This window comes from Bdellovibrio sp. MYbb2 (assembly GCF_056175685.1).
Map to the genome: position 1 here is coordinate 806,406 of NZ_JBJKJI010000002.1, position 21,155 is coordinate 827,560.

Sequence of the window (21,155 nt, forward strand, 5' to 3'; positions counted from 1 at the left end):
TCCCCGAACGGGAGCAGTCCTAATTGCATTAGATTATCAAATAATTAGCTGAGAGCATTCAATTTATGAAGCACGTCATAAATTAGGACGTAGAAAGGATTCTTAAGACTTTCGTCGATCTTCTTCGAAGAAGGATAGCTGGGAGAGGTTCTCCACTTTGTCGCCACGAAGGCCGCTCAATTTGACCTCATGCTTGATGAAACTGCCATGCTGAGTCTCGATCATAAAGAACGACATTTCGGGGAATCTCGCCTTTAGTCGAGTCATTTCCTCCACGATCAGCTGGATATTCTTAGGATCATCATCCGACATCCCGAAGCGGTGATGCGGATTGTAACCATAAAGATCAATTGCCTGCTCCACGCTGGCGCGGATGGCTCTTTGTTTTAATTCTGCAGTGCCTTCTTTGAAGTCCGAATCACCCAGAAGCTGACGCGTCTCTTTATGACTCACCGGATACACACTGAGATAGTTGGGTTCCAATGGCAGAACTTTTTTCTGAACGAAGACACGGATTCCGTCTTTCAAAGTCTCTGGATGATGACCACGGGCCGTGATCACAGACAATGGACGCTGATTGAAGGCCGCATGATAGAAACATTCCCAGGAAGGACCCTTCCACTGGAAGTCCGGGTACCCCAAAGCGGCAGCCACGTCCTGCACGAAAATCTGCTTTTTGCCTTCCAGTTTTTCCAGTTCGTCCACATGGTGGTCACGGAAATTACGGAAGGTGCCGGTCATATCGCAATAGTCGATGTTATAGTCCGCAAACGGACCACTGCTGCCGATGGTTTGGTGGTGCTGGGCAAAGTCCCCGCTGGAGATCTGAATTTCAGATTTGTCGTTCTTGTTAAAAAGAATCAGCGGCGTCGTCAAAAAGGCGATGTTGTCGTCGAAATCGAAGAAATAGAAACTGCGACCGCCAAGGTGGAAGTTTCTATCCTTCTCCTTGGAACGGTTGATTCCTAACTCCAATTGTCCCTTCGGGGGACTTTCGCTCATAACACACCTTTCGATGCCCAATGGTGGGATCTGTAACTATGCGGAACGAATTTATCAGAGATTCCCCCCTCGGAAAAGGGGGGTGAACAAATTACTTCTTGGCCTTGCGAGTGACTACTTTTTTGACACCCAAAGCCTCGGCCTTTTCTTTGGCGTTGGCGGCTTTCTTCACAGCGGGCTTTTTAGCAGCGGCCTTTTCGCCATCAGCTTTCGCGGCTTTGGCTTTCGGAGCAGCTTTCGCCTTTCCTTTAGCTTTACCTTTGCCTTTTGCCGGGCCCTTTTCATTGATCAAAGCAACAGCCTGTTCCAGGGTCACAGTGTCCGGAGTCGCACCCTCGGGCAAAGACGCATTGACCTTGCCGCACTTGATGTACGGACCGTAAGGACCATTGAAGACCTGAATCGCATCACCTGAATCCGGATGCGCGCCCAGCTCTTTCAACGGAGCCGCACGACCGCGTCCCTTTTTAGGCTGAGCCAGCATTTCCATGGCTTTTTCAAAGGTGATATTAAAAATGCTTTCACCTTTTGGAATCGAACGATAGTCGCCGTCATGAACCACGAACGGACCAAAACGACCCAAGCCCGCTTTGATATCCTTGCCGGTGCCCGGGTGAGTGCCCAAGGTTTTTGGCAATTGCAGCAGGCTGAGCGCCATCGCCAGATCCACCTGTTCAGGCTGCGTGCCCGGAGGAAGCGACGCACGTTTCGGCTTGTCGTCTTCCGGAGTCACATCACCCAATTGAACATACGGACCATAACGGCCGTTCAGAACATAAACCGGCAGATCTGTTTCCGGGTCATTACCCAAAGAATCAGCACCGTTGATTTTCTGATCAATCAGTTTTTCAGCGATTTCCGGAGTGATATCCGCCGGAGATTCATTGTCAGGCAAAGAGGCACTGACATCTTCACCATCACGCTGAGTGGTCACATAAGCACCGTAACGGCCGACATGGAATTTGTATTTGTCCATGCCTTCCAAGGTCATTGTACGGGCTTCGTTTGGATCAATCTTGTCACCTTGATTGTCGACCATCGCACGCAAGCCCTTAGGGCCTTTGTACACGGACGCAAGGTAGCTTTCCCAATCCAGTTCCCCGTCAGCGATATTATCCAGGCTTTGTTCCATTTCGGAAGTGAAGCCCAAATCCACATACTGGGACAAATGCTGACTTAGAAGTTTTGAAACAATCATCGCCGTGAAGGTCGGCACCAACGCCGTTCCGTTCTTACGAACGTAGCCACGGTCAATGATGGTTCCGATAACAGAAGCGTACGTGGAAGGACGGCCGATGCCCTCTTTTTCCATCGTTTGAACAAGGCTTGCCTCTGTATAACGAGCTGGTGGTTTGGTTTCGTGGGACGTTGGATCCAGTTTCGCGCACTTCACACCGTCTTTGACTTTCAAAGCCGGCAGACGCACTTCACGTTCAGCCAGATCCGCTTCTGGATCATCACTGCCTTCCACGTAAGCTCGCAAGAAGCCCGGGAATTCAATGGTCATGCCGGAAGCACCAAACAACGCATCACCCACGGTGATTTTTGCGCTGACTTGTTTCTGACGGGCATCCACCATCTGGGACGCAATCGTACGTTTCCAGATCAGATCATAAAGACGGAACTGAGTCCCCGTCAGACCCGTTTCATCCGGATCCATAAACTGGTTCCCGGCAGGACGGATCGCTTCGTGGGCCTCTTGAGCGCCTTTGACTTTCTTAGCAGCGTAATTGCGCGGCTGAGGTGTCAGATAGTCTTTTCCGTACTTGCTTTCGATGCAATCACGGGAAGCAGTGATAGCTTCATTGGAAAGGAATGTGGAATCCGTACGCATATAGGTGATGAAACCTTGTTCGTACAGCTTCTGCGCCACTTGCATGGTTTCACGCGAGCTGAGACCCAATTTTCTATTGGATTCCTGCTGTAAAGTGGACGTGATAAACGGAGGCGCTGGCTTACGGAAGGTCGGTTTTTCCTCGACATCCGTCACCTGCCAGTTGCCGGATTTCAAATCCATGGACAGTTTGCCCGCGGTCGTTTCATCCAGAACCAGAACGTCTTTACCTGCCGTCAGCTGACCCGTCAGACCATCAAAGTCCTTACCGGTTGCTACCCGTTGATTTTTGTATTGTTGCAGACGGGATTCAAAAGCCACACCGTCTTTGCTCAGCTCCGCAAGCACGCCCCAGTAAGAGGACTTTTTAAAGCGCACGCGCTCAAGTTCTCTTTCCACAATCAGGCGAACCGCCACGGACTGAACACGGCCCGCAGAAAGACCGTAAGCTACTTTTTTCCAAAGCAGCGGAGAAATCGTGTAACCCACCAAACGATCCAGAACACGGCGGGCTTCTTGGGCACGCACCAGGTTGAAGTCGATTTCACGGGTGTCTTTCAAAGCTTTTTGAATCGCGTCTTTGGTGATCTCATGGAATACCATGCGCTTGGTTGGAACTTTCGGCTTCAAAACTTCCAGCAAGTGCCAGCTGATAGATTCCCCTTCGCGGTCTTCATCCGTCGCGAGGTACAGCTCTGAGGCTTCTTCAAGTTTGTCTTTCAGGTTTTTGACGACCTTGGTTTTATCCTTGGGAACGCAGTAAAGGGGCTCGAAGTTTTTATCGACGTTCACGCCGAGTTGCGCCCACTTTTCTTTTTTCACCTTTTCCGGGATGTCTTTTGCGGACTGAGGAAGGTCACGGATGTGGCCCATGCAGGACTCCACCACATAATCTCTTCCCAGGAACTTGCGAATGGTCTTTGCCTTCGTGGGAGACTCCACGATGACAAGCTTGATACCATCTGTTGCGTCACTTTTTTTGGCCATGCTAAGTCCTTCGTCTAGGTGTCACCTTCCAGAGGATATCTGTAGCGACCCCTATATAATAGACAAAACATGAAGGCGAATGCCCGCCCGTGCAAGTCTAAATTTTGACGAGCCATATCAACTTAGACCTTCGCAAGATCAGCAGATATACTGCAGAAATGAAAAATGCCTCTGAATTCTCAAGTCCCTTGCGCTTTCTTCTGACTGATATCGACGACACTTTGACTGACGAAGGACATTTGGGTCCGGAGGCTTATCAAGCTTTGTGGAATCTGCACAATGCCGGAATCCATGTGATTCCGGTCACAGGCCGCCCTGCTGGCTGGTGCGAAATGATCGCCCGCGTCTGGCCCGTCAGCGGCATCGTGGGTGAAAACGGTGGCTTCTATTTCCGCTATCACAATAAAACCATGCACCGTCATTTCTTCTTTGATGAAAAGATTCAGAAAGAAAATCGCACAAAACTTCAGCAACTTGAAAAAGAGATTCTGCAAAAAGTCCCGGGCTCGGCATTGGCCAGCGACCAGTTCTGTCGCCTGATGGACCTGGCCATCGACTTCTGCGAAGATGTTCCTGCCCTGCCTAAATCCGACGTGCAAAAGATCGTGGACCTGTTCCACGCCGTAGGGGCGCAGGCCAAAGTCAGCTCGATCCACGTCAACGGCTGGTTCGGAAGCTATGACAAACTGACCATGTCACTAAGATTTTTGGAAAAGGAATTCGGTGTCAGCGCGGAAGAGGCGAAAAAAGTCTGTGCCTTCAGTGGGGATTCCCCGAATGACGAACCGATGTTTGCTTACTTCCCGCACAGCTTTGCGGTGGCGAACATTCAGAACTTTATCGATCAGATAAAAAACAAACCCACCTATGTCTCTAAAGACCGAGGTGGGTTGGGTTTCACTGAAATTGCAGCGGCGATCTTAAAAAGTCACACGAAGGCCTAATGCGCCTCCGCCAGCCAAAGGCATGAACCCTGGTTCAAAGGTGATCGTGTCTTCGCTGGCCGGCAAACGGGATTTCAATTCACGATAACGGCGGTTTTGTTCGGGCGGAGTCGCCCACGCATCCACCGCTTCCCAGATGCGGAAGCCGACAAAACCAAACGCCCCGGCGAACAACAGCCCACCTCTATTACTGCAGTTGCTATTGGAACTCCAGGCATCGTCCACGCAATCACCCACTCCCGCCATGAACACCATCAGGGATGCCAGCTCACCGACTGTAAAGATCCAGCCCTTTTCCATATAGCGTCCTTGAACGGCATGACCGATTCCAAGACCCAATGGATACGTCGCCAAGATACCACCCACCACATAACGAGTCTGAGAAATCTCACCACGCTCCAGAATCGCACGGTCGCTTTCACTCAAAGAAGCATAAGAAATACCATCGGCACGCATAGCCGTTCCGGCAGAACTTTGCGCCGCAGTTTCTTTAGGTGCATTCACAGAGGATGAAATTTTCTCTAGCGTCATTCCCGTCTTCACTTTACCGGAAAGGATTTTCACCAAGGCCTTTTTGCCACCAGCAGAAACGCGCGAAACTTCGCCCTCGCCCGCCGTGCTTAGCTGTGAATTCAGGAAATGCACACGATCGCCCACAATCAGTCCTTCGTGACCTTCCAGATTGATGGTCGCCTCGGTCCCTTGAATACGAGACACTGTTTGTGCGAATGAAATGGATGTGAACAGGAAAATCAAAACAGAAATGAACTTCATAAGCCCTCTTACTTTGTGAAAAAGCATAGGACTCTGAAGAAGTTGCGGCAAGTGGACTTCAATTCACCACAGAAAAACTAGCCATCAGGAATTTAGCGAAGTTCGACTTTTCCTTCTTTGGAAAACGGAATGCTAAAGAAGCCCGTCTTGGCGCTGCCATCAATACGATAGGCAACCTCACGAGCCGTCAGGATGTCCCCGAGATTACCAAGGATCGCCGTGTATTTGACCGGCAGTGGAACTTCGATGTCAGTGGCAGCGTTGGCCGGAACCAGAATGGGCTTTTCCGTCTTGGCCTCGGTCAGCTCTTTCCCAGAAATAAAGACCTTGTAGGCGATCTCTTTGACTTTGATATCGCTCTTGTTCGGGTTTTGCACATTCACCACAAAGATCAAGGTCGCCCCGGTGAAGTCCGCATCACGCACATACACCTGATTCAACTGAACCTTCGGTTCCTCGGCATAACCAAACAAGCTGGAGCAGCCCGCACTTACCACCATCTGAAACAACAACAATGTAACAAGTGCGAACTTCTTCATGATTATGCTCCTGCGAAACTCAAAGACTTGATCAGAACATCAGGACAGATAAAGGAATTGCCTGGTTTGTTGTAGTCACGGCCCACCGCCTCGATATCACGAAGCAGTTCAAGCACGTTTCCAGACATCACAAACTGTTCAATCGGACCCATGTTCTGGCCTTTTTCATACAAGAAACCAGACGCCGGCATCGAGAAATCACCCGTGGACTGTTTAAAGCCCGCGTGCAAACCACCCTCGAATCCTGCCAGATGGATGACCTTGTCATAAGATGTCAGCAGATCCTGCAAAGACTTCTCTCCGTTTGCCACAACCAAATTTGTCGGCGCAATCGCCTGCTGGGAAGCAGGACCGCGGCTGGCATGAGCTGTGTGCGGCAGATTCATCTTGTTGGCATACTCAAGATTGGACAGATAGTTTTTCAATACACCCTTATCAAACAGCACGGTCTTCTGAGAAGGCGCACCTTCATCATCAAACGGACGTACTGACGTCCCCCGAGTTTCAAACGGATCGTCCAACAGCTCAAATTTGTCGCTGGCGATCTTCTGACCCAGCTTGCCTTTGAACAGGGATTTACCTTCGTGGACTTCTTTCGCAGAGAAATAATCATGAATCATCTGCAAAACCGTCGGGAACTGCTCGCGGTCGATCACCACTGCATAATTACCCGTCGGAAGCTGAGTCGCTCCCAAACGAGCCAAGGCTTTACGTACACCTTCGCCCGTCACTTCTTCGGTGTTGATGTCATCAAACTTGCGGGCAAAGAAACCTTCGCCGTCCATTTTTGAATTTTCACCGTCTTTGGCCAGAGGATAAGTGTAACCACTGTAGTAGTTCTGTTTGAACTCCTGATCCAGGCCTTCTGAATTCAAAATGCGCTTGAACACCACGGATTCATTGAATCCGGAATAAGGCACATTCGTCACACGGGAATCTTTTGCCAGACAAAGCTCTTCCAGAAGTCTTGCCACTTCCAGCTTTTTTTCCATGGCGATTTCCTCTGGCTTAAATAGTTCCGGCATCGCTTTCACGGCCTGAGGCTTCACCAGTTCAACTGGTTTTGTTTCACCCGTCTGCACGGTCTTGGCGTTGTTCAATGCTTCCCCGTAAGTGCGCAGCAGGGATTCTTCAGAAAGATTTTCGGTGTAAGCATAACCCTGATTCGCACCCAGGATCACACGCAAGCCTGCCATCTGAGTCTGTGTGGACTCAAACGATTCCAGCTTGCGTTTGGAATAACCGATGCTCAGGGCTTCGCCCCCGGTCACCAGCATTTCAATTTTGGCACCGTCTTTACGGGCCTGTTCAGTCAACTTTTGGAAGTTCGTTTTAATAGTGTCCATTATTTTGCTCTCCCACCAACCATCAGGCTGGAAACCAGAACTTGAGGCTGACCCACAGCTGCTGGAATCGTCCCGCTGACAGATCCGCACATACCGCGCGCCAGTTTCAGATCATCAGAAACTCGGGTGATCTTACCCAGCGTATCGATACCACGACCGATCAGGCAGGCCCCCTTCACCGCTTCTTCGATGCGACCATTGCGGATGATGTAACCTTCAGCCACCTGGAAGTTATAATCCCCGGTGCCCGGATTCACAGAACCACCACCCATGCGTTTTGCATAAAGGCCATAGTCCACATCGCGAACCATGTCTTCAAACTTGTCTTTACCAGCCGCGATGAAAGTGTTTCTCATGCGCGAAGCCGGAGCATATTTGTAAGACTGACGACGACCGCTGCCAGTGATTTCATAACCGGTCTGGCGGGAACCCATTTCATCGACGATATAAGATTTTAAAACACCGTTTTCAATCAACGTTGTCTTCTTGGTTTTGTTGCCTTCATCATCCATGTTCAAAGAGCCCCATCCGTTTTCGATGGTGCCATCATCAATGGCCGTCACACATTCGTGCGCAATCTTCTGATTCATCTTGCCGCAGAACACGGAAGAATCCTTGGCAACACCTGTTGTTTCCAGACCGTGACCGCAGGCTTCGTGGAACAAGACACCTCCGAAGGCATTGTCGATCAATACCGGCATGTCACCTGCTGGCGCATAAGCCGCTTTGGTCAACAGCATCGCGCGGTCCACCGCACCTTCTGCCAAAGATTTCAGATCAATCTGATCATAAACTTCCGAAGTCCCCATATGGCCTTCGTCATCCGCAGAGCTTTCTTTCACGCCGTTGCTTTCAACGAAAGTCTGCATGCGGATACGGGAATAAGCACGTTCATCGTACGCCATCAAACCGCGAGAGTTGGCGATTTGCACACGCTGGAACTTTTCATTCAAACCCGCTTCCACTTGCGTCACCGCAGAGTTGCGGGCACGAGCGTGCTGATCAATGCCGTTCAACCATTTGAACTTGCGGTCGCGGTTCATCTCCCAAGGCTTTTCACCAAAGGTGTGAACAGAATCAAAAGGCACCTGCATCAAGGGCATGGATTTGGAAGCCGCCCCGGTGCCACGGCTTTGAGCCGCGTTCAACGCTGCCTTCACCAGGCCTGCTTCAGAAAGATCATTCGTCGTCACATAAACAATCTCATGGCCGAAGAACAAACGAATCCCTGCGCCGTACAGCTGGCCCACAATGGCCTGGTCCGCTTTGGAATTTAGAACTGTCAGTTGGGAAGAATAAGTGTCTTCAACAAAGATATCCGCAAAATCAGCACCCGTGCTCAGAGCCGCATCCAGAGCCTTGGACAGAATGTGAGGTTGAATAATCATAGGGCCTCCTTAAGGTCTTCAAAGGATAGCTCAAGTCTTGCCCCCTCCCAAGGGGAAATCCCCGGAGGTCGCGTCAGGGCCCAGAAGTACTGATCCGGTATCATCTTATGATCCCTTCGATATTATGGGGCCAAATGGAACGATGCTTGAAATACCCCTGACGCAGGAGTGATTATGGGCATTAAAACAACGCTAGCCGTCTTGAGCTTGTCGAGCATTTTGACAACGGCGCTGCCTTTTGCGGCACAGGCGTCCATTGCGGCCCGTTGTGAAGGCATATTCACTTTTGCCAAGGTCGAAAAAAGCGATCCCCGTGCCTTTGAAAACCTGACGAAATACGAGCAGCTTTTTACCAAAGGTCGTGGTCTTGAAACTTACAAGGTTGTGCTTGGTAATGACTTTGCCCAGTCGCTTTCCCGCGTCCTGCAAAAACAAGACGGCCACTGGTTTGATTCCGGCGCCGGCCACGCCTTTGCGGTACGCCAAGCCCTGCAATCCCCCCAAGGTCAAAACCTGAAGTCCACGGTTGTGGCCTATGAAACCTCGGCCAAATCTGCCGAACGCCTGAATGTGATTTCCGGCCGTTTCCTTGAAACCATTGGCGACAAAGAAATCGCCAAAAGCGATCTGATCACCGATGTCTTCGGCCCCCTGGCCTATTCCGGCCAACCCCATCAGGTGATGCAAAAGTACCTGAACAACCTGAAAACCGACGGAGAAATCTTCATCTTCCTGGGCGCTCGCCACGAGCTTTACGGCGAATTCAACAAAGTGATCACCGCCAAGGGCGAAGTTTTAAATCTGGGTCAGTGGCTGGAAACCATTCCCGGCATTCGCGCTGAACTGGTGAAAACCCCGAAAGAGGACGACGGCACCCGATATGAAATGTGGTCCATCAAAATCACCAAGACCGATGAAAATGCACAGGTGCCTGCAGTTGAAATGATTCATTTCAAAGAAGGCGCCCCACCAGTGATGTCCTTTAAAGAGATCGCCAATCAGGGCCTCACCAACCACGCTTCGCTGCAGGAAAAGGCCCGCGCCACCTTCCGCGAAAGAAGCAAAAACATCACCGCCACCGAATTCCTGGATGCCTTCCGCGGCGGTGAACTGCGCCACCCGCTGATTGCCAGCATCAAAGGCCTGAAACGCGAAGACCGCTGGGTGAATTCATCCGAAGTCGGTGCCCAAGTGTTCGCAGGGATGAAGTCGAAAGACTATGACTACAGCGACACGTCGGTGTTCGTGGGTCTTTCACAAAAGTTCATCCGCTGGAGAGCTTCACGCATCAACACCGACAAAATCAACTACACCCCCGTGTCCGATTCAGCCCTGCTGAAAGACGTGCGCGACGTGAAGCTGATCACCGACTATCACGGGGACTTTATGTCGTCGTTTGCTCCAGACATCGTGCTTGGCCGTTATCTGCAGTCCCTGTCCAACAAGGGCGAGATCTATCTGTACACCGGCAAAGAATACGGCGGCTTTGGTTCTGACAGCATGGTCATGCGCAAAGATGGAACGCAAATGCCGCTTCGCCAGTGGTTGCGCCAGATTCCGGGTGTGAACACCAGCTTATTCCGTGGTGGTTACCACTGGACGGGTGGCGAATGGACCTTCCTGAAGGTCACAATTAAGGATCGCAATAAAATTAATATACCAAAACTAAAACTGATGGGAACCACAGAGGGCAAAGACAGCCTTCCGCTTCCTTTCTTTGAGGAAATTTAAGTCATGAACGTTTCTGCTGTACTGCTAAGCCTGCTACTGGTCACTTCGTCCTCGGCCCATGCCGCCACCTCCCCGTCCTTCACGGCGGCGGAAGAAGCCGTCCTGATCGACATTAAAACCAAAACCATCGAACTGGTTGAAAGACAAAAGCTGGAAGCAGAAAAACTGCGCCGCTGCTTTGCCTTCATCACCTTGTGTGATCCGGACGTGAAAGAAAAACTGCCGCTGATCCGCAACGCCATCAAACAAAAATCCGAGGAATACCGCCTGCTGGTGGGCCTTGCGAACGCGCAAAGCCTGATGAATTCAGGTTCCGCGGCCCGCATCGGAATGACCCTGCCATTTGTGCAGTATGAAACAAGATTCGACAAGGATCAGACGGAAATGAAACTGATCCGTCGTCTGTATCAGGAGGACTACCGCGCGATGGCCGATAAAGCCGCTGAGATGTTCAAGGACAAACCAAAAAGTCCTTACGTGAACATGGAAGGCTATATCATCCAAAACGAACTTTCCACCGCGAGGCAGTTTTATAACATGCAAGCCCTGCTGATCATTCATCAGGTGCCCTTCGTGATTTACATGAAAACGGACAAGGCTCCGGACCAGGAAATCGCCGTGGCCCTGGGTAAATACATCGAGCGCGTGAACAAGGCCCTGGGCGAGCTTTACGACACCCAGAAAAACCCTCTGGAAAGCTTCCTGGTGTATGAGCCGATCGTAAAAAGTATTGTGGAAGAAAGTCCGCAGAACAAAGCCATCATCGAAAACCTGCTGCGCCAGCAAAAACACGCTGTGGGCCTGAAAGCGTGGATTGAAAGAAACTCGCCAAGCATCAAACTGGCCGCTCTTTCCACCTGTTCATTGGTGGCAGCAGTCCTTCAGGCATGGCCGGTATCTTTGGCTTGCGGAGGCACGGCCGCCGCCATCACTGGCAAACAGCTGTATGATGACTATCACCGCATGCGCGACAACTTTGCCCTTTGGTTGACCGGAGCACAAAGCCACACGGCTTTGAAGACGTCCGAGGCCCGCGTGATGTATTCGACTTTGGCGTTGTTCTTTGCCGGACAGAGCGTGGGCAACACGTTGCTGGCGATTGAAACCAGTCTGGTCGCGACCCTTTCGAATCTGCCGACGGTGGCAGCGGCTCGCTTTACCAGCCTGACTGCGCTTCGTGAAGGCAGCATCCGCTTTGCTTCGCGCACGATTGAAATGAAGGGCAAGGATCTGGGTGCCAGCATCTTTGCCGCGTCTTACGCGAACGTCACGGACCATGACTTGAAAACAACCCGTGAAGACCGCATCTTCACATACAGGGATCTGCTGCTGCTTCAGGAAGCGGCTCAGACCACAAAGCCTTAAAGGTTTGAGTTTCACTCTTTCCTAAAAAAACAAAACCCACAACCGGTTAAAGTTGTGGGTTTTTTATTTTCAAACTTGAAAGCGAATTACTTGCGGATTTTCGCTTTGTACATACGCTTCTTGGTCAAGATGCGTTTTTTTCTGTGGCGGATACCTTTTTTGGATTTACCTTTAGCTGCCATTTTAGTTCTCCTTGTTATTTCTTATTAGTCGGAACATTCATCAAAGCTGCAAACGGGTTGTTAAACGGGTTTGCAGGTTTCATTGGAGCCTGAGCTGGCTTACCAGCCGGTGGACGCTGACCCTGACCCATTGGGCGGGAAGCACCACGGTTTTCCGGACGTCTTTCACCACGAGGTGCGGAAGCTTCCGGAGCATCGTCCATCTTCATCGTCAAAGAGATCTGGTTTTTAACCACATCCACTTTCAGAACCTTTACTGTCACATGGTCACCAGGGTTCACCACTTTACGAGGATCATCCACGAACTTGTGAGACAATGCAGAGATATGCACCAGACCATCCTGGTGAACACCGATATCCACAAACGCACCAAAGTTAGTCACGTTAGTCACGATACCCGGGCAGATCATGCCTTCAGTCAGATCCTTCACTTCCATGATGTCATCACGGAACTGGAACACCTTGAACGGATCACGCGGATCACGGCCTGGTTTTTCAAGCTCTTTTACGATGTCATCAAAGGTGAATTCACCCACCAATTGAGCCCATTTGGTTCTTTGGGAAACAAGTTTTTTTGCACCTTCACCGATAACATCAGACAAAGACACACCCAGGTCTTTCGCCATGTCCGTCACCGCCTGGTAACGCTCAGGGTGAATACCGGTGGAATCCAGAACCTGTTTGCTTTGTGGGATTCTCAAGAAACCTGCAGCTTGTTCGAAAACTTTTGCAGAGAATTTTGGAACTTTCAAAAGCTCAGTACGGTCGTTGAACAGGGTCTTCTTACGAGCCTCAACGATGCCTTTCGCCAATGCCGGGCCGATACCCGCCACGTGGGAAAGAAGCGCTGCGGAAGCCGTGTTCACGTCAACACCCACGTTATTCACGCAGGACTCAACCACTGCTTCCAGGGATTTTTTCAACTGGGACTGATTCACGTCGTGCTGGTACTGACCAACGCCGATGGATTTAGGATCAACTTTAACCAGCTCTGCCAACGGATCCTGCAAACGACGCGCGATAGAGATCGCACCTTTTACAGTCACATCCAGATCCGGGAACTCTTCACGAGCCACTTCAGAAGCCGAATACACGGACGCGCCCGACTCAGAAACCATCACAACCGGAATGTTTTTACCCAGGTCTTTCAGGACTTTCTTCAGGAAGGCTTCAGTCTCACGACCGGCAGTTCCGTTACCCACGGCGATAGCTTCGATCTGAATCTGCTTCATCACGTCGCCGAACAGAACTTTTGCTTTTCTGTCAGCATCATCACCCAAAGTGTAAAGAACCGTGTGAGAAATGAATGCACCGGATTTGTCGATCAGAGCCACTTTACAGCCCGTTCTTAAACCAGGATCCACGCCCAATACACATTTTGGTCCGTACGGGGAAGCCAGCAAAAGCTTACGCACGTTTTCAGCAAATACTGTGATCGCATCCTGGTCCGCTTTTTCTTTCAACTGACGGTGAACTTCGTTCACAACAGAAGGAAGAACGTAAACGTTCAATGCCAGACGAGCACACTGCTTCAGGTAATCGCCGATCGCATTGTCCGGAGTGGATGTCGCGAAGTTTTCATAGGATTTCAAGATAGCTTCGTCGTCGCCTTTAACGTCAACGGTCAGCTCTTCTTCCTGCCAGCCACGTCTCATCGCCAGATAGCGGTGATTGTTTTTTGCATCCAGAAGGTTCTTAACCGGCTCTTCAAATTCCTTGTACATTTCGTACTTGGAGTTTGCTTTGTAGCCTTTGGCCGCTTTGGCAACCACACGACCGCTGTCGTTGTAGTTTTTCGCCACCATGGCACGAAGCTCGGCATCATTGGCGATTCTCTCAACGATGATGTCCTGAGCGCCTTTAAGCGCTTCTTCGTAAGTCGCGATTTTTGCAGTTGGATTGAGGAAGTTTTTCGCCTTCATCTCCATGGTCTGATCGTCTTTGATCGTGCCATGACCCATATCCCAGATCCAGTTTGCCAAAGGTTCCAGGCCCGCTTCGCGTGCGATGGTCGCTTTGGTTTTCTTTTTCTTTTTGAATGGTTTGTAGATTTCTTCCAACTCGCCCAGATCCCAGGAAAGCTCGATACGCTTCTGGATTTCTGCCGTCAGGTTGTTTTGTTCGCCGATTTCTTTAATCAGGAACGCCTTACGCTTGACGATTTCGTTGAAAGTTTCGTGACCTTCGATAACCGCGCGAATTTGAACCTCGTCCAAATTGCCGGTTTTCTCTTTACGGTAACGTGCGATGAACGGAACGGTTGCCCCTTCTGCCGCAAGTTCGATCACAGCCTGTGCTGACTTTGCGGTAACGGTTGGAGCAATACGAGCCAAATAACTCTGAAGAGCCTGATCCATAGAACCTCTAGATTTAATTGGAAATGTTAGAAGGAATTAAATCGGTATTATTTATGACGGAATTGGATCAAGCCGTGAGATGGGTCGTAAGGAGAAACCCCTACGCTCACACGGTCACCAACAACCACGCGGATATTAAAGCGTCTCATTTTTCCGCAAAGTTTTGCGTTAATGATAACTTTATTATCAAGTTCAATTTTGTATAGACCACCCGCTAGGGCGTCGATCACTTTTCCGTCAATTTGTACCAAATCGTCTTTTGCCATGCAGATAAATTTCTAGGTCAGTTTCCGGGGCCTTGCAATAGTTTTCTGCCCATCGCACCCCGAAACATGAGTTTTGGACTTACTTAAGACAGCTTTCTATTGCTGATCAGCATGCGTTTTCCGTCCTCAAAAAGGACTTCCAAGCGATCGTATTCATTGGAAAGGATGAAACCCCAGCCGAAGATTTTGTGCTGCAGTGGAGTTTTCGCCTCGAATTGGCCAGAAATGCTATAGTTCGGGGCTTTCATGACTTTGTACTTCTCGTGAAGTTCGTGCCATTTCACCTGATCATCAGACATTCCGGTTTTGTCGATTTTGACCTTTTTTTCTTTTTTCGGAGCTTCAGCAACAACCGCCGGAGCATCTTCAACCAGCTTCAATTTTCTCTCTGGCTTTTCTGCCTTCGGAGCTTTTTCAGCTTTGACTGGCTTTACCGGAGCCGCAGCTTCTTTTTTTACCGGAGCTTTGGCCGCTTTAACTTCTTTTACCGGTTTTGCAACTGGCTTCGGAGCAGCTTTTGCCACAGGCTTAGCAGCAGGTTTCGCAGCCGGCTTGGCAGGTTTTGCCGCCTTCACAGGGGCTGCCTTCGCCGGGGCTTTTTTCGCCACAGGCTTCGCCGTTTTCTTTGCCGCAGGTGCTTCCTTTTTTGCTGCCTTTTTCGCCATCGCGTTTCCTCTCCAAAATTAAAGGTGAGAAAGAATCAAAAAGTGTCTATATAAGCAGCTTTATACTATCACCCAGTGTCTTGACATCAAAAAAATAATAGTAAAGTGTTAGCGCGAGGCATCACTATGATCACAGCAGAAGTCATTAAAGAGTTAAATTCTTCCGATTTGAACTTCGTCTCCGGCCCACTTTCCGCCGTAGCATCGAAGGTTCTTCCCCCTGAACAGTGCGATTCTGAAAGCCTGGTTTTTGTGTCCAAGCCGGATCAACTGGCTCTGGCACTGAAAGCCCAGGCCCCGATTATCGTGGCTCACAAATCCCTGACCGTTCCGACGGACAGCACGGCCGCCTTCTTCACGGCGGGTTCTGTTCAGCTGGGCATGGCCGCGATTCTTCCGCTGTTTGACGGCAAGATGAACCGTTTCAATCAGGCGACGAAAATCCACCCGACGGCGATCGTTCACGAAACGGCCCACTTGGGTAAAAATGTCGGCCTGGGTCCTTATGTGGTCATCGGCGAACATGCCAAGATCGGCGACGGCGCAACCATCGGTGCTCACACCGTGGTGGAATCTCACGCGGAAATCGGCGATCACACCCTGTTGCATCCCCATGTCTTTGTCGGCTCCCACTGCGTTTTGGGATCTCATTGTGAAATCCATCCGCACACCACCATTGGTTCGGACGGATTCGCCTTTGCCATGCAAAAAGACGGCACCCAGAAAAAGATCCCGCAGATCGGCCGCGTGGTTATCGGCAACAACGTGGAGCTGGGTGCGAACTGCGCCATTGACCGCGCTGCTTTGACTGAAACCCGCATCGGTAACGGCACCAAGATGGATAACTTCTGTCACATTGCCCACAATGTGATTATCGGCGAAAACAACGTGATGGCTGCCAAGTTCAGCATCGCAGGATCCAGCAAAATCGGTAACAACTGCATGTTCGGTGGCGAAGTGGCCGTTTCAGACCACATCACTGTCGGCGACCGCATTGTTATCGCAGGCCGCGGCGCAGTGACTTACAACCTGACCGAGCCTGGTCAATACGGCGGCTACCCGCTGGAGCCACTGCGTGACGCCCTGAAAACCCTGACTAACAAAACCCACCTCACGCGAATGCGCAAAGACGTATCCCGCGTGATCAAACACCTGGGCCTGAAAGACGAATAACAAGGAGACCCCTCAATGACATATCAGTTTTATAAAATCATGCACTTCCTGGGTTTGATGACCCTGTTCTTCGGATTGGGCGGCCTGCTGGTGGCGAACTATGCCAAAGTGACTTTGACCAAACAAGCTCGCATCATGACATTTGTGACTCATGGCCTGGGCTTGATGCTGCTTTTGATCGGCGGCTTCGGAATGATGGCGAAACTCGGCATCATGGGCGCAATGCCGGGCTGGTTGTACGGCAAGCTGATCATCTGGATGCTTTTGGGTCTGGCGGTTTCTTTGGTGAAAAGAAAAGGCTATATCGGATGGCCGATTGCCATCCTGCTTTTGGTTCTGGGAACCACGGCAGCGATCTTTGCGATCAACAAACCGTTCTAATTAAATCACACGACTTAAAAAACAAAAAACCGAGGTTACAAGCCTCGGTTTTTTTTATTGTCTATTGACGGGTGCACTGAACGCGGGCTGAAGCGAAATATTCCCAGCCGGAATCGTTCTCTTCATACTCCAAAGTGCCCTGACCGTTGTCAGCCACTTCCAGTTTCACAAAGTACTCTGTGCGATCACCCAAAGCTGTTGTCAGCTTGGTCATGCCACCGATAGTGCGGTACAGGCGTGTGTGCTCACCCACCCAGCTGTTTTCAAAGTCTGCACTGGAAAAATTCACTTCAGCATAGTCATTCACATCAACAGAAACCGTGATAGACACCGGAACCTGTTCTTCCGTCAGGCCCTGACAGGAAAACTTCTTAGCCGCCAAGGAAGGTACAGAGAACAACAAGGGTGCTGCCAACGCCAACATCAACTTTTTCATCTTTTACTCCAAATAAACGTACTGCAAAAAAAATAAATCAATTACTGGATCGGTTCAGCCAACTCACACTGAACGGTGAAACCCTTCAATGTCGACTTGACCCAACTGACCTTCTGACCGGAAATCTCAACAGAAGACTCTGTTTCGCCGATCATCAGGTTCTGCAAAAAGATCAACGATTCCGGGATCGCCCCATTAATGTCATCCTCGATGAACAGCTGATACTGAATCTTCAGCGCTTCATCGCCGAATTGGATCTGCGAAAATTTCGCATAACCAATATCGGTTTTAACATTCATCATGTATTCCGAATGTATTTTCAGCAACACGCCGTCATTCAACAGACGGCAGTCGATTTTCTGATACACATCCTTGGAAGTCAGTCCCGCCATCGCCGAAACCGGCACAAGCAGCAACAAAGCCAAAAGCAGTTTCATATCCCCCCCTTTATTCCTTAGAACATGGAGTATTTAAGGAAACGGCATTCGATATTGCCGTTGAACACGAAGTGCTTGCGCGTGGATTTCAGTTTCAAATCCGCGATCAGCTCTTTGTTGCCGGAAAGGATCCATGCGTCCCAGCCCTTGAATCTGTGCTTCATGGTGAAACTCAGATCACGGTACACGTCACGCAGGTTGTCTTCATCACCGATACGCGCGCCATACGGCGGATTCACGATGATCAGACCTTTTTCAACCGGTGGCTCCACAGTCGCCACGGATTCTTTTTTGAATTCGATAACTTCATCAACACCGGCACGCTTGGCGTTGTCTTTCGCATTCATCAAAACGCGCTTGTCGATATCAAAGCCATAGAACTTGAAATCAAGTTCTTCTTTTTCAGCGTCCATAGCCTCCTGGATCACTTTTTCCCAGGTTTCTTCTTCATAGTTCAACCAGTTCTGGAAACCAAAACCTTTGCGGTTGATACCAGGAGCAATATTCATGGACATCATCGCAGCTTCAATCAGGAATGTCCCGGAACCGCACATGAAATCCACCAGCGGGCTTTGACGGTCCCACTCGGACAAACGCAGCAGACCCGCTGCCAGGTTTTCTTTCAATGGAGCTTCGCCGACTTCTTTGCGGTAACCACGCTTGAACAAGCTGTCACCGGAAGTGTCGATCGCGATGTTGAACTGATTTTTGATCGCGCGCACGTGAATGCGCAGATCCGGGTTGGTGTTATCAACATCCGGGCGCACGCCGAATTTTTCGCGGAACTGATCGACGATAGCGTCTTTGACTTTCATCGCCACAAAACGCTGGTCACGCATTTTGGATTCATTGACGCTGGCGTCGATGGAGATCGTCTGATTCGGTTTGATGTATTTGGTGAAATCGTGACGAAGAATCTGGCTGTACAGTTCTTCCGGCTGATACGCCGTGAAATCCAGTACAGGCTTCAGAATACGGCTGGCCAAACGGGAATGAAGGTTCGCTTTATAGCAGCCTTCCCAGTTGCTTTCGAAGAACACACCACCGATGTAACGGTCTGTGACCTTCAGGCCAAGCTCTTTCAATTCAAGTTCCAGGGGTTCAACAAGTCCACGGGCTGTGGAGGCAAAAAACTGAGGCATGGGACTGAGCCTTTCCTTTGTTAAGAAAGCCCAGTCCGAACGCCAGGCTTCCTATGTTTCGCGGTATTGTGGTCCACCGCCCCCTTCAGGAACGGTCCACTCGATATTTTCGAATGGGCACTTAATATCACAAGTTTTGCAGTGAATACAGTTGGTATAATTGATTTGTAAGTCCTTCTTACCTGCCTCTTTTGTAGACGGCACCATCTCATAAACCGCCGCCGGGCAGAAATGATTACATGGTGATTTGTACTGAGGCTCACATACGGTACGGCAGATATCCCCGTCCTTCAAAATAAGGTGGTTTGGGGAATCTTCGTCGTGCATGGTCCCGGTCAGGTAAACACTGGACAGCTTATCAAAGAACAGCTCGCCGTCCGGTTTTGGAAGCTTGTTATCCTCGTGATCCAAGCCGTAAGGGCCCCAGATATCCAGGACTTTTTCAGTGGTTTCAGCGTCGATATGGTCAATCGGCATTGGATCCTGCAGACCACGGCCGCCAGTCAGCTCTTGCAGGGCCAACAGAGGCATGCTTTCCACGATCCCCTTGCTTAGCGCCTGGTGGAAGTTACGAACGCGGTAAAGCTCTTCTTTTACGAAGCCGGCTTCAATACGGTCGGAATAACCCTTGGTCACTTCCTCAGAGAAATCGCCACCCTTGATCAACCCGTCAATAACGGCTTCCGCCGCCTGCATGCCGGATTTCATCGCCAAGTGGAGACCCTTAAGCTTCTGCACGTCCACCATGCTGGCAGAGTCACCGCAGACCATAAAGCCGTTGCCGTACAGTTTCGGCATGGAATACCAGCCGCCCGCAGGCAGGGTCTTACCGCCGTAAGCGATGACTTTACCGCCCTTAAGCATGCTTTGCAGGAACGGATGGGTTTTCAGTTTTTGCAGTTCACGATGTGGATCCAGCAACGGATCCTGGGTATCAAGGTAAGCAACCAGGCCCACGATGATCTTGTCCCCTGGAAGGGTGTAGATGAAAGTACCGCCGATGGATTTGGACAGCGGGAAGCCCATGGTATGGATAACCTGGCCTGCTTCCACCGTGCCCGCTGGCATCTGGATGATTTCTTTCACGCCTTCTTCGAAGACTTCTTTGTTTTTACCTGCGCGCAGATTCAACTTCTTTTCAACCTTCTGGAACAGGGAACCACGCGTGCCTTCAGCGAAGATCACAACTTTGGATTTCAGAATCAGACCCGGCTCAAAGTTCGCCTTTGGATTGCCGTGTTTGTCGCGACCCTTGTCGCCGGTGCGAATGCCGACGATCTTGTCGCCTTCATACAATGCTTCCACCGCCGCAAAGCCCGGAAAGATGTTGATGCCTTTTTCTTCACACTTTGTGCCCAACCAGCGGTTGAACTTGGAAAGAGAGATAATGTAATTGCCTTCGTTATGGAACGGCGGCGGAGTGATTGGCAGTTTGAAAGAGAAGTCAGAACCCAGATAATAAACCGCGTCTTTTTTGACTTCGGAATCAATCGGGCAGCCTTCTTCTTTGAAGTTTGGAATAAGCTCAGTCAAAGCCTTCGGATTCAAAACCGCACCCGAGAAACTGTGCGCGCCCACTTCCGAAGCTTTTTCCAGAACAACGATCATCTGTTCCGGGATTTGCTCGCCCTGCTTTTTACCGGCAGCAACGTCTTCGTTGTGTTTTTGAATTTGATTTTGCAGGTGCAATGCGCAGGACATACCCGCGGAACCACCACCGACGATCAGGACATCCACGTCCATCGTTTCGCGTGTTACACCTTCTGGCAGTTGATCGTATACAGACATATTCTCTCCATTCAATTCAATACAAAAACTCGAAACCCGGGGCTGGCTTGCCCTATTCTTCCATCGGCTCGTCTTTGACTTCCGCCTGCGGAGCCAGCTTGCGCGCCGGAGTGGCCAGCTGGGACTGAACCTTCAGCTCTTCTTCATCCCGTCCCCCGGGATAAAGGCGCTTCTTGGCCTTCATCGCAATCTCTGCTTCACGAGCCTCATCGTACTGAGGCTCCGTCTGAATTCCCGTGGCGTCTTGCGCATGCGCAAATTGAACACCTACTGAGGATAGCAGAAACAAACATAAGAAAACTCGGATCATAACCCGCTCCTGTCTTCCGCGCTTCGCGCGCATATTAAAAGCTAACTGAGAAAGTTGTCATTAGAAATAGTGCAGGAATTCTGGTTTTCAGTCCAGAACTCTGGCGCG

19 protein-coding genes are annotated in these 21,155 nt (G+C 50.3%); 5 read left to right on the forward strand and 14 right to left on the reverse strand.

The features are described from left to right. Positions 1–102 precede the first annotated feature (102 nt). Both AC04MQ_RS13720 and topA read right to left on the reverse strand, forming a co-directional pair. Positions 103–1,002 (reverse strand): hypothetical protein, encoded by a 900-nt coding sequence (locus tag AC04MQ_RS13720; protein ID WP_475392340.1) that lies wholly within the window; start codon positions 1,000–1,002, stop codon positions 103–105. 91 nt (positions 1,003–1,093) lie between these two features. After that, the gene (gene topA, locus AC04MQ_RS13725; protein WP_475392341.1) at positions 1,094–3,823 is read right to left on the reverse strand and encodes a type I DNA topoisomerase; all 2,730 of its coding nucleotides are present in this window, start codon (positions 3,821–3,823) and stop codon (positions 1,094–1,096) included. A 158-nt stretch (positions 3,824–3,981) separates the two neighbouring features. Here topA and AC04MQ_RS13730 point away from each other — a divergent pair, with 158 nt between their 5' ends. After that, complete coding sequence (locus tag AC04MQ_RS13730; RefSeq protein WP_475392342.1) at positions 3,982–4,767, forward strand: HAD family hydrolase; 786 nt, start codon at positions 3,982–3,984, stop codon at positions 4,765–4,767. Here AC04MQ_RS13730 and AC04MQ_RS13735 read toward each other — a convergent pair. The 4 genes from AC04MQ_RS13735 to AC04MQ_RS13750 form a co-directional block, all read right to left on the reverse strand. After that, positions 4,744–5,541: a hypothetical protein gene (locus tag AC04MQ_RS13735; RefSeq protein ID WP_475392343.1), complete on the reverse strand. Its 798-nt coding sequence runs from the start codon at positions 5,539–5,541 to the stop codon at positions 4,744–4,746. The two genes, AC04MQ_RS13730 and AC04MQ_RS13735, sit on opposite strands and share 24 nt — an antisense overlap. A gap of 92 nt (positions 5,542–5,633) precedes the next feature. After that, the gene (locus AC04MQ_RS13740) at positions 5,634–6,080 is read right to left on the reverse strand and encodes an LEA/WHy family protein (protein WP_015090082.1); all 447 of its coding nucleotides are present in this window, start codon (positions 6,078–6,080) and stop codon (positions 5,634–5,636) included. A gap of 2 nt (positions 6,081–6,082) precedes the next feature. Beyond that, positions 6,083–7,426: a TldD/PmbA family protein gene (locus tag AC04MQ_RS13745; RefSeq protein WP_475392344.1), complete on the reverse strand. Its 1,344-nt coding sequence runs from the start codon at positions 7,424–7,426 to the stop codon at positions 6,083–6,085. Next, on the reverse strand, positions 7,426–8,814 hold the full coding sequence (locus tag AC04MQ_RS13750; RefSeq protein WP_475392345.1) for a TldD/PmbA family protein: 1,389 nt from the start codon (positions 8,812–8,814) through the stop codon (positions 7,426–7,428). The genes AC04MQ_RS13745 and AC04MQ_RS13750 overlap by 1 nt, the downstream gene beginning before the upstream one ends. A gap of 174 nt (positions 8,815–8,988) precedes the next feature. Here AC04MQ_RS13750 and AC04MQ_RS13755 point away from each other — a divergent pair, with 174 nt between their 5' ends. Beyond that, positions 8,989–10,545: a hypothetical protein gene (locus AC04MQ_RS13755; protein WP_475392346.1), complete on the forward strand. Its 1,557-nt coding sequence runs from the start codon at positions 8,989–8,991 to the stop codon at positions 10,543–10,545. A gap of 3 nt (positions 10,546–10,548) precedes the next feature. After that, positions 10,549–11,910, forward strand: a complete 1,362-nt coding sequence (locus AC04MQ_RS13760; RefSeq protein ID WP_475392347.1) for a hypothetical protein — start codon at positions 10,549–10,551, stop codon at positions 11,908–11,910. Between the two features lie 196 nt (positions 11,911–12,106). On the opposite strand, the gene AC04MQ_RS13765 is transcribed toward AC04MQ_RS13760, so the two are convergent. The 3 genes from AC04MQ_RS13765 to AC04MQ_RS13775 form a co-directional block, all read right to left on the reverse strand. Next, positions 12,107–14,449 carry a helix-hairpin-helix domain-containing protein gene (locus AC04MQ_RS13765; RefSeq protein WP_475392348.1) on the reverse strand — a complete coding sequence of 781 codons (2,343 nt, stop codon included), beginning with the start codon at positions 14,447–14,449 and terminating at the stop codon, positions 12,107–12,109. A 47-nt stretch (positions 14,450–14,496) separates the two neighbouring features. Next, positions 14,497–14,715, reverse strand: a complete 219-nt coding sequence (gene infA, locus AC04MQ_RS13770) for a translation initiation factor IF-1 (RefSeq protein WP_011163494.1) — start codon at positions 14,713–14,715, stop codon at positions 14,497–14,499. Positions 14,716–14,798: 83 nt separating this feature from the next. Next, positions 14,799–15,380 carry a hypothetical protein gene (locus AC04MQ_RS13775; RefSeq protein WP_475392349.1) on the reverse strand — a complete coding sequence of 194 codons (582 nt, stop codon included), beginning with the start codon at positions 15,378–15,380 and terminating at the stop codon, positions 14,799–14,801. A 126-nt stretch (positions 15,381–15,506) separates the two neighbouring features. On the opposite strand from AC04MQ_RS13775, the gene lpxD reads away from it, so the two are divergent. Further along, positions 15,507–16,553 carry a UDP-3-O-(3-hydroxymyristoyl)glucosamine N-acyltransferase gene (lpxD, locus tag AC04MQ_RS13780; RefSeq protein WP_475392350.1) on the forward strand — a complete coding sequence of 349 codons (1,047 nt, stop codon included), beginning with the start codon at positions 15,507–15,509 and terminating at the stop codon, positions 16,551–16,553. Between the two features lie 15 nt (positions 16,554–16,568). Next, positions 16,569–16,934: a hypothetical protein gene (locus AC04MQ_RS13785; RefSeq protein ID WP_015090073.1), complete on the forward strand. Its 366-nt coding sequence runs from the start codon at positions 16,569–16,571 to the stop codon at positions 16,932–16,934. Positions 16,935–16,995: 61 nt separating this feature from the next. Here AC04MQ_RS13785 and AC04MQ_RS13790 read toward each other — a convergent pair whose 3' ends face one another. From AC04MQ_RS13790 to AC04MQ_RS13810, 5 genes are read right to left on the reverse strand one after another with little or no spacing between them, the layout of a single operon-like run. Then, positions 16,996–17,370: a polyketide synthase gene (locus tag AC04MQ_RS13790; protein WP_475392351.1), complete on the reverse strand. Its 375-nt coding sequence runs from the start codon at positions 17,368–17,370 to the stop codon at positions 16,996–16,998. A 41-nt stretch (positions 17,371–17,411) separates the two neighbouring features. Continuing rightward, complete coding sequence (locus AC04MQ_RS13795; RefSeq protein WP_475392352.1) at positions 17,412–17,807, reverse strand: branched-chain amino acid aminotransferase; 396 nt, start codon at positions 17,805–17,807, stop codon at positions 17,412–17,414. Positions 17,808–17,824: 17 nt separating this feature from the next. After that, positions 17,825–18,949: a THUMP domain-containing class I SAM-dependent RNA methyltransferase gene (locus AC04MQ_RS13800; protein ID WP_015090070.1), complete on the reverse strand. Its 1,125-nt coding sequence runs from the start codon at positions 18,947–18,949 to the stop codon at positions 17,825–17,827. Positions 18,950–19,000: 51 nt separating this feature from the next. Further along, on the reverse strand, positions 19,001–20,737 hold the full coding sequence (locus AC04MQ_RS13805) for an electron transfer flavoprotein-ubiquinone oxidoreductase (protein ID WP_475392353.1): 1,737 nt from the start codon (positions 20,735–20,737) through the stop codon (positions 19,001–19,003). A 52-nt stretch (positions 20,738–20,789) separates the two neighbouring features. After that, positions 20,790–21,047, reverse strand: coding sequence for a hypothetical protein (locus AC04MQ_RS13810; protein WP_475392354.1), 258 nt, complete (start codon positions 21,045–21,047; stop codon positions 20,790–20,792). Positions 21,048–21,155: the final 108 nt, after the last annotated feature.

Bases quoted from the DNA above. Each gene is read 5' to 3' on its own strand.
- AC04MQ_RS13720 (WP_475392340.1), bottom strand. From the start codon at position 1,002: ATGAGCGAAAGTCCCCCGAAGGGACAATTGGAGTTAGGAATCAACCGT.
- topA (WP_475392341.1), bottom strand. From the start codon at position 3,823: ATGGCCAAAAAAAGTGACGCAACAGATGGTATCAAGCTTGTCATCGTG.
- AC04MQ_RS13730 (WP_475392342.1), top strand. From the start codon at position 3,982: ATGAAAAATGCCTCTGAATTCTCAAGTCCCTTGCGCTTTCTTCTGACT.
- AC04MQ_RS13735 (WP_475392343.1), bottom strand. From the start codon at position 5,541: ATGAAGTTCATTTCTGTTTTGATTTTCCTGTTCACATCCATTTCATTC.
- AC04MQ_RS13740 (WP_015090082.1), bottom strand. From the start codon at position 6,080: ATGAAGAAGTTCGCACTTGTTACATTGTTGTTGTTTCAGATGGTGGTA.
- AC04MQ_RS13745 (WP_475392344.1), bottom strand. From the start codon at position 7,426: ATGGACACTATTAAAACGAACTTCCAAAAGTTGACTGAACAGGCCCGT.
- AC04MQ_RS13750 (WP_475392345.1), bottom strand. From the start codon at position 8,814: ATGATTATTCAACCTCACATTCTGTCCAAGGCTCTGGATGCGGCTCTG.
- AC04MQ_RS13755 (WP_475392346.1), top strand. From the start codon at position 8,989: ATGGGCATTAAAACAACGCTAGCCGTCTTGAGCTTGTCGAGCATTTTG.
- AC04MQ_RS13760 (WP_475392347.1), top strand. From the start codon at position 10,549: ATGAACGTTTCTGCTGTACTGCTAAGCCTGCTACTGGTCACTTCGTCC.
- AC04MQ_RS13765 (WP_475392348.1), bottom strand. From the start codon at position 14,449: ATGGATCAGGCTCTTCAGAGTTATTTGGCTCGTATTGCTCCAACCGTT.
- infA (WP_011163494.1), bottom strand. From the start codon at position 14,715: ATGGCAAAAGACGATTTGGTACAAATTGACGGAAAAGTGATCGACGCC.
- AC04MQ_RS13775 (WP_475392349.1), bottom strand. From the start codon at position 15,380: ATGGCGAAAAAGGCAGCAAAAAAGGAAGCACCTGCGGCAAAGAAAACG.
- lpxD (WP_475392350.1), top strand. From the start codon at position 15,507: ATGATCACAGCAGAAGTCATTAAAGAGTTAAATTCTTCCGATTTGAAC.
- AC04MQ_RS13785 (WP_015090073.1), top strand. From the start codon at position 16,569: ATGACATATCAGTTTTATAAAATCATGCACTTCCTGGGTTTGATGACC.
- AC04MQ_RS13790 (WP_475392351.1), bottom strand. From the start codon at position 17,370: ATGAAAAAGTTGATGTTGGCGTTGGCAGCACCCTTGTTGTTCTCTGTA.
- AC04MQ_RS13795 (WP_475392352.1), bottom strand. From the start codon at position 17,807: ATGAAACTGCTTTTGGCTTTGTTGCTGCTTGTGCCGGTTTCGGCGATG.
- AC04MQ_RS13800 (WP_015090070.1), bottom strand. From the start codon at position 18,949: ATGCCTCAGTTTTTTGCCTCCACAGCCCGTGGACTTGTTGAACCCCTG.
- AC04MQ_RS13805 (WP_475392353.1), bottom strand. From the start codon at position 20,737: ATGTCTGTATACGATCAACTGCCAGAAGGTGTAACACGCGAAACGATG.
- AC04MQ_RS13810 (WP_475392354.1), bottom strand. From the start codon at position 21,047: ATGATCCGAGTTTTCTTATGTTTGTTTCTGCTATCCTCAGTAGGTGTT.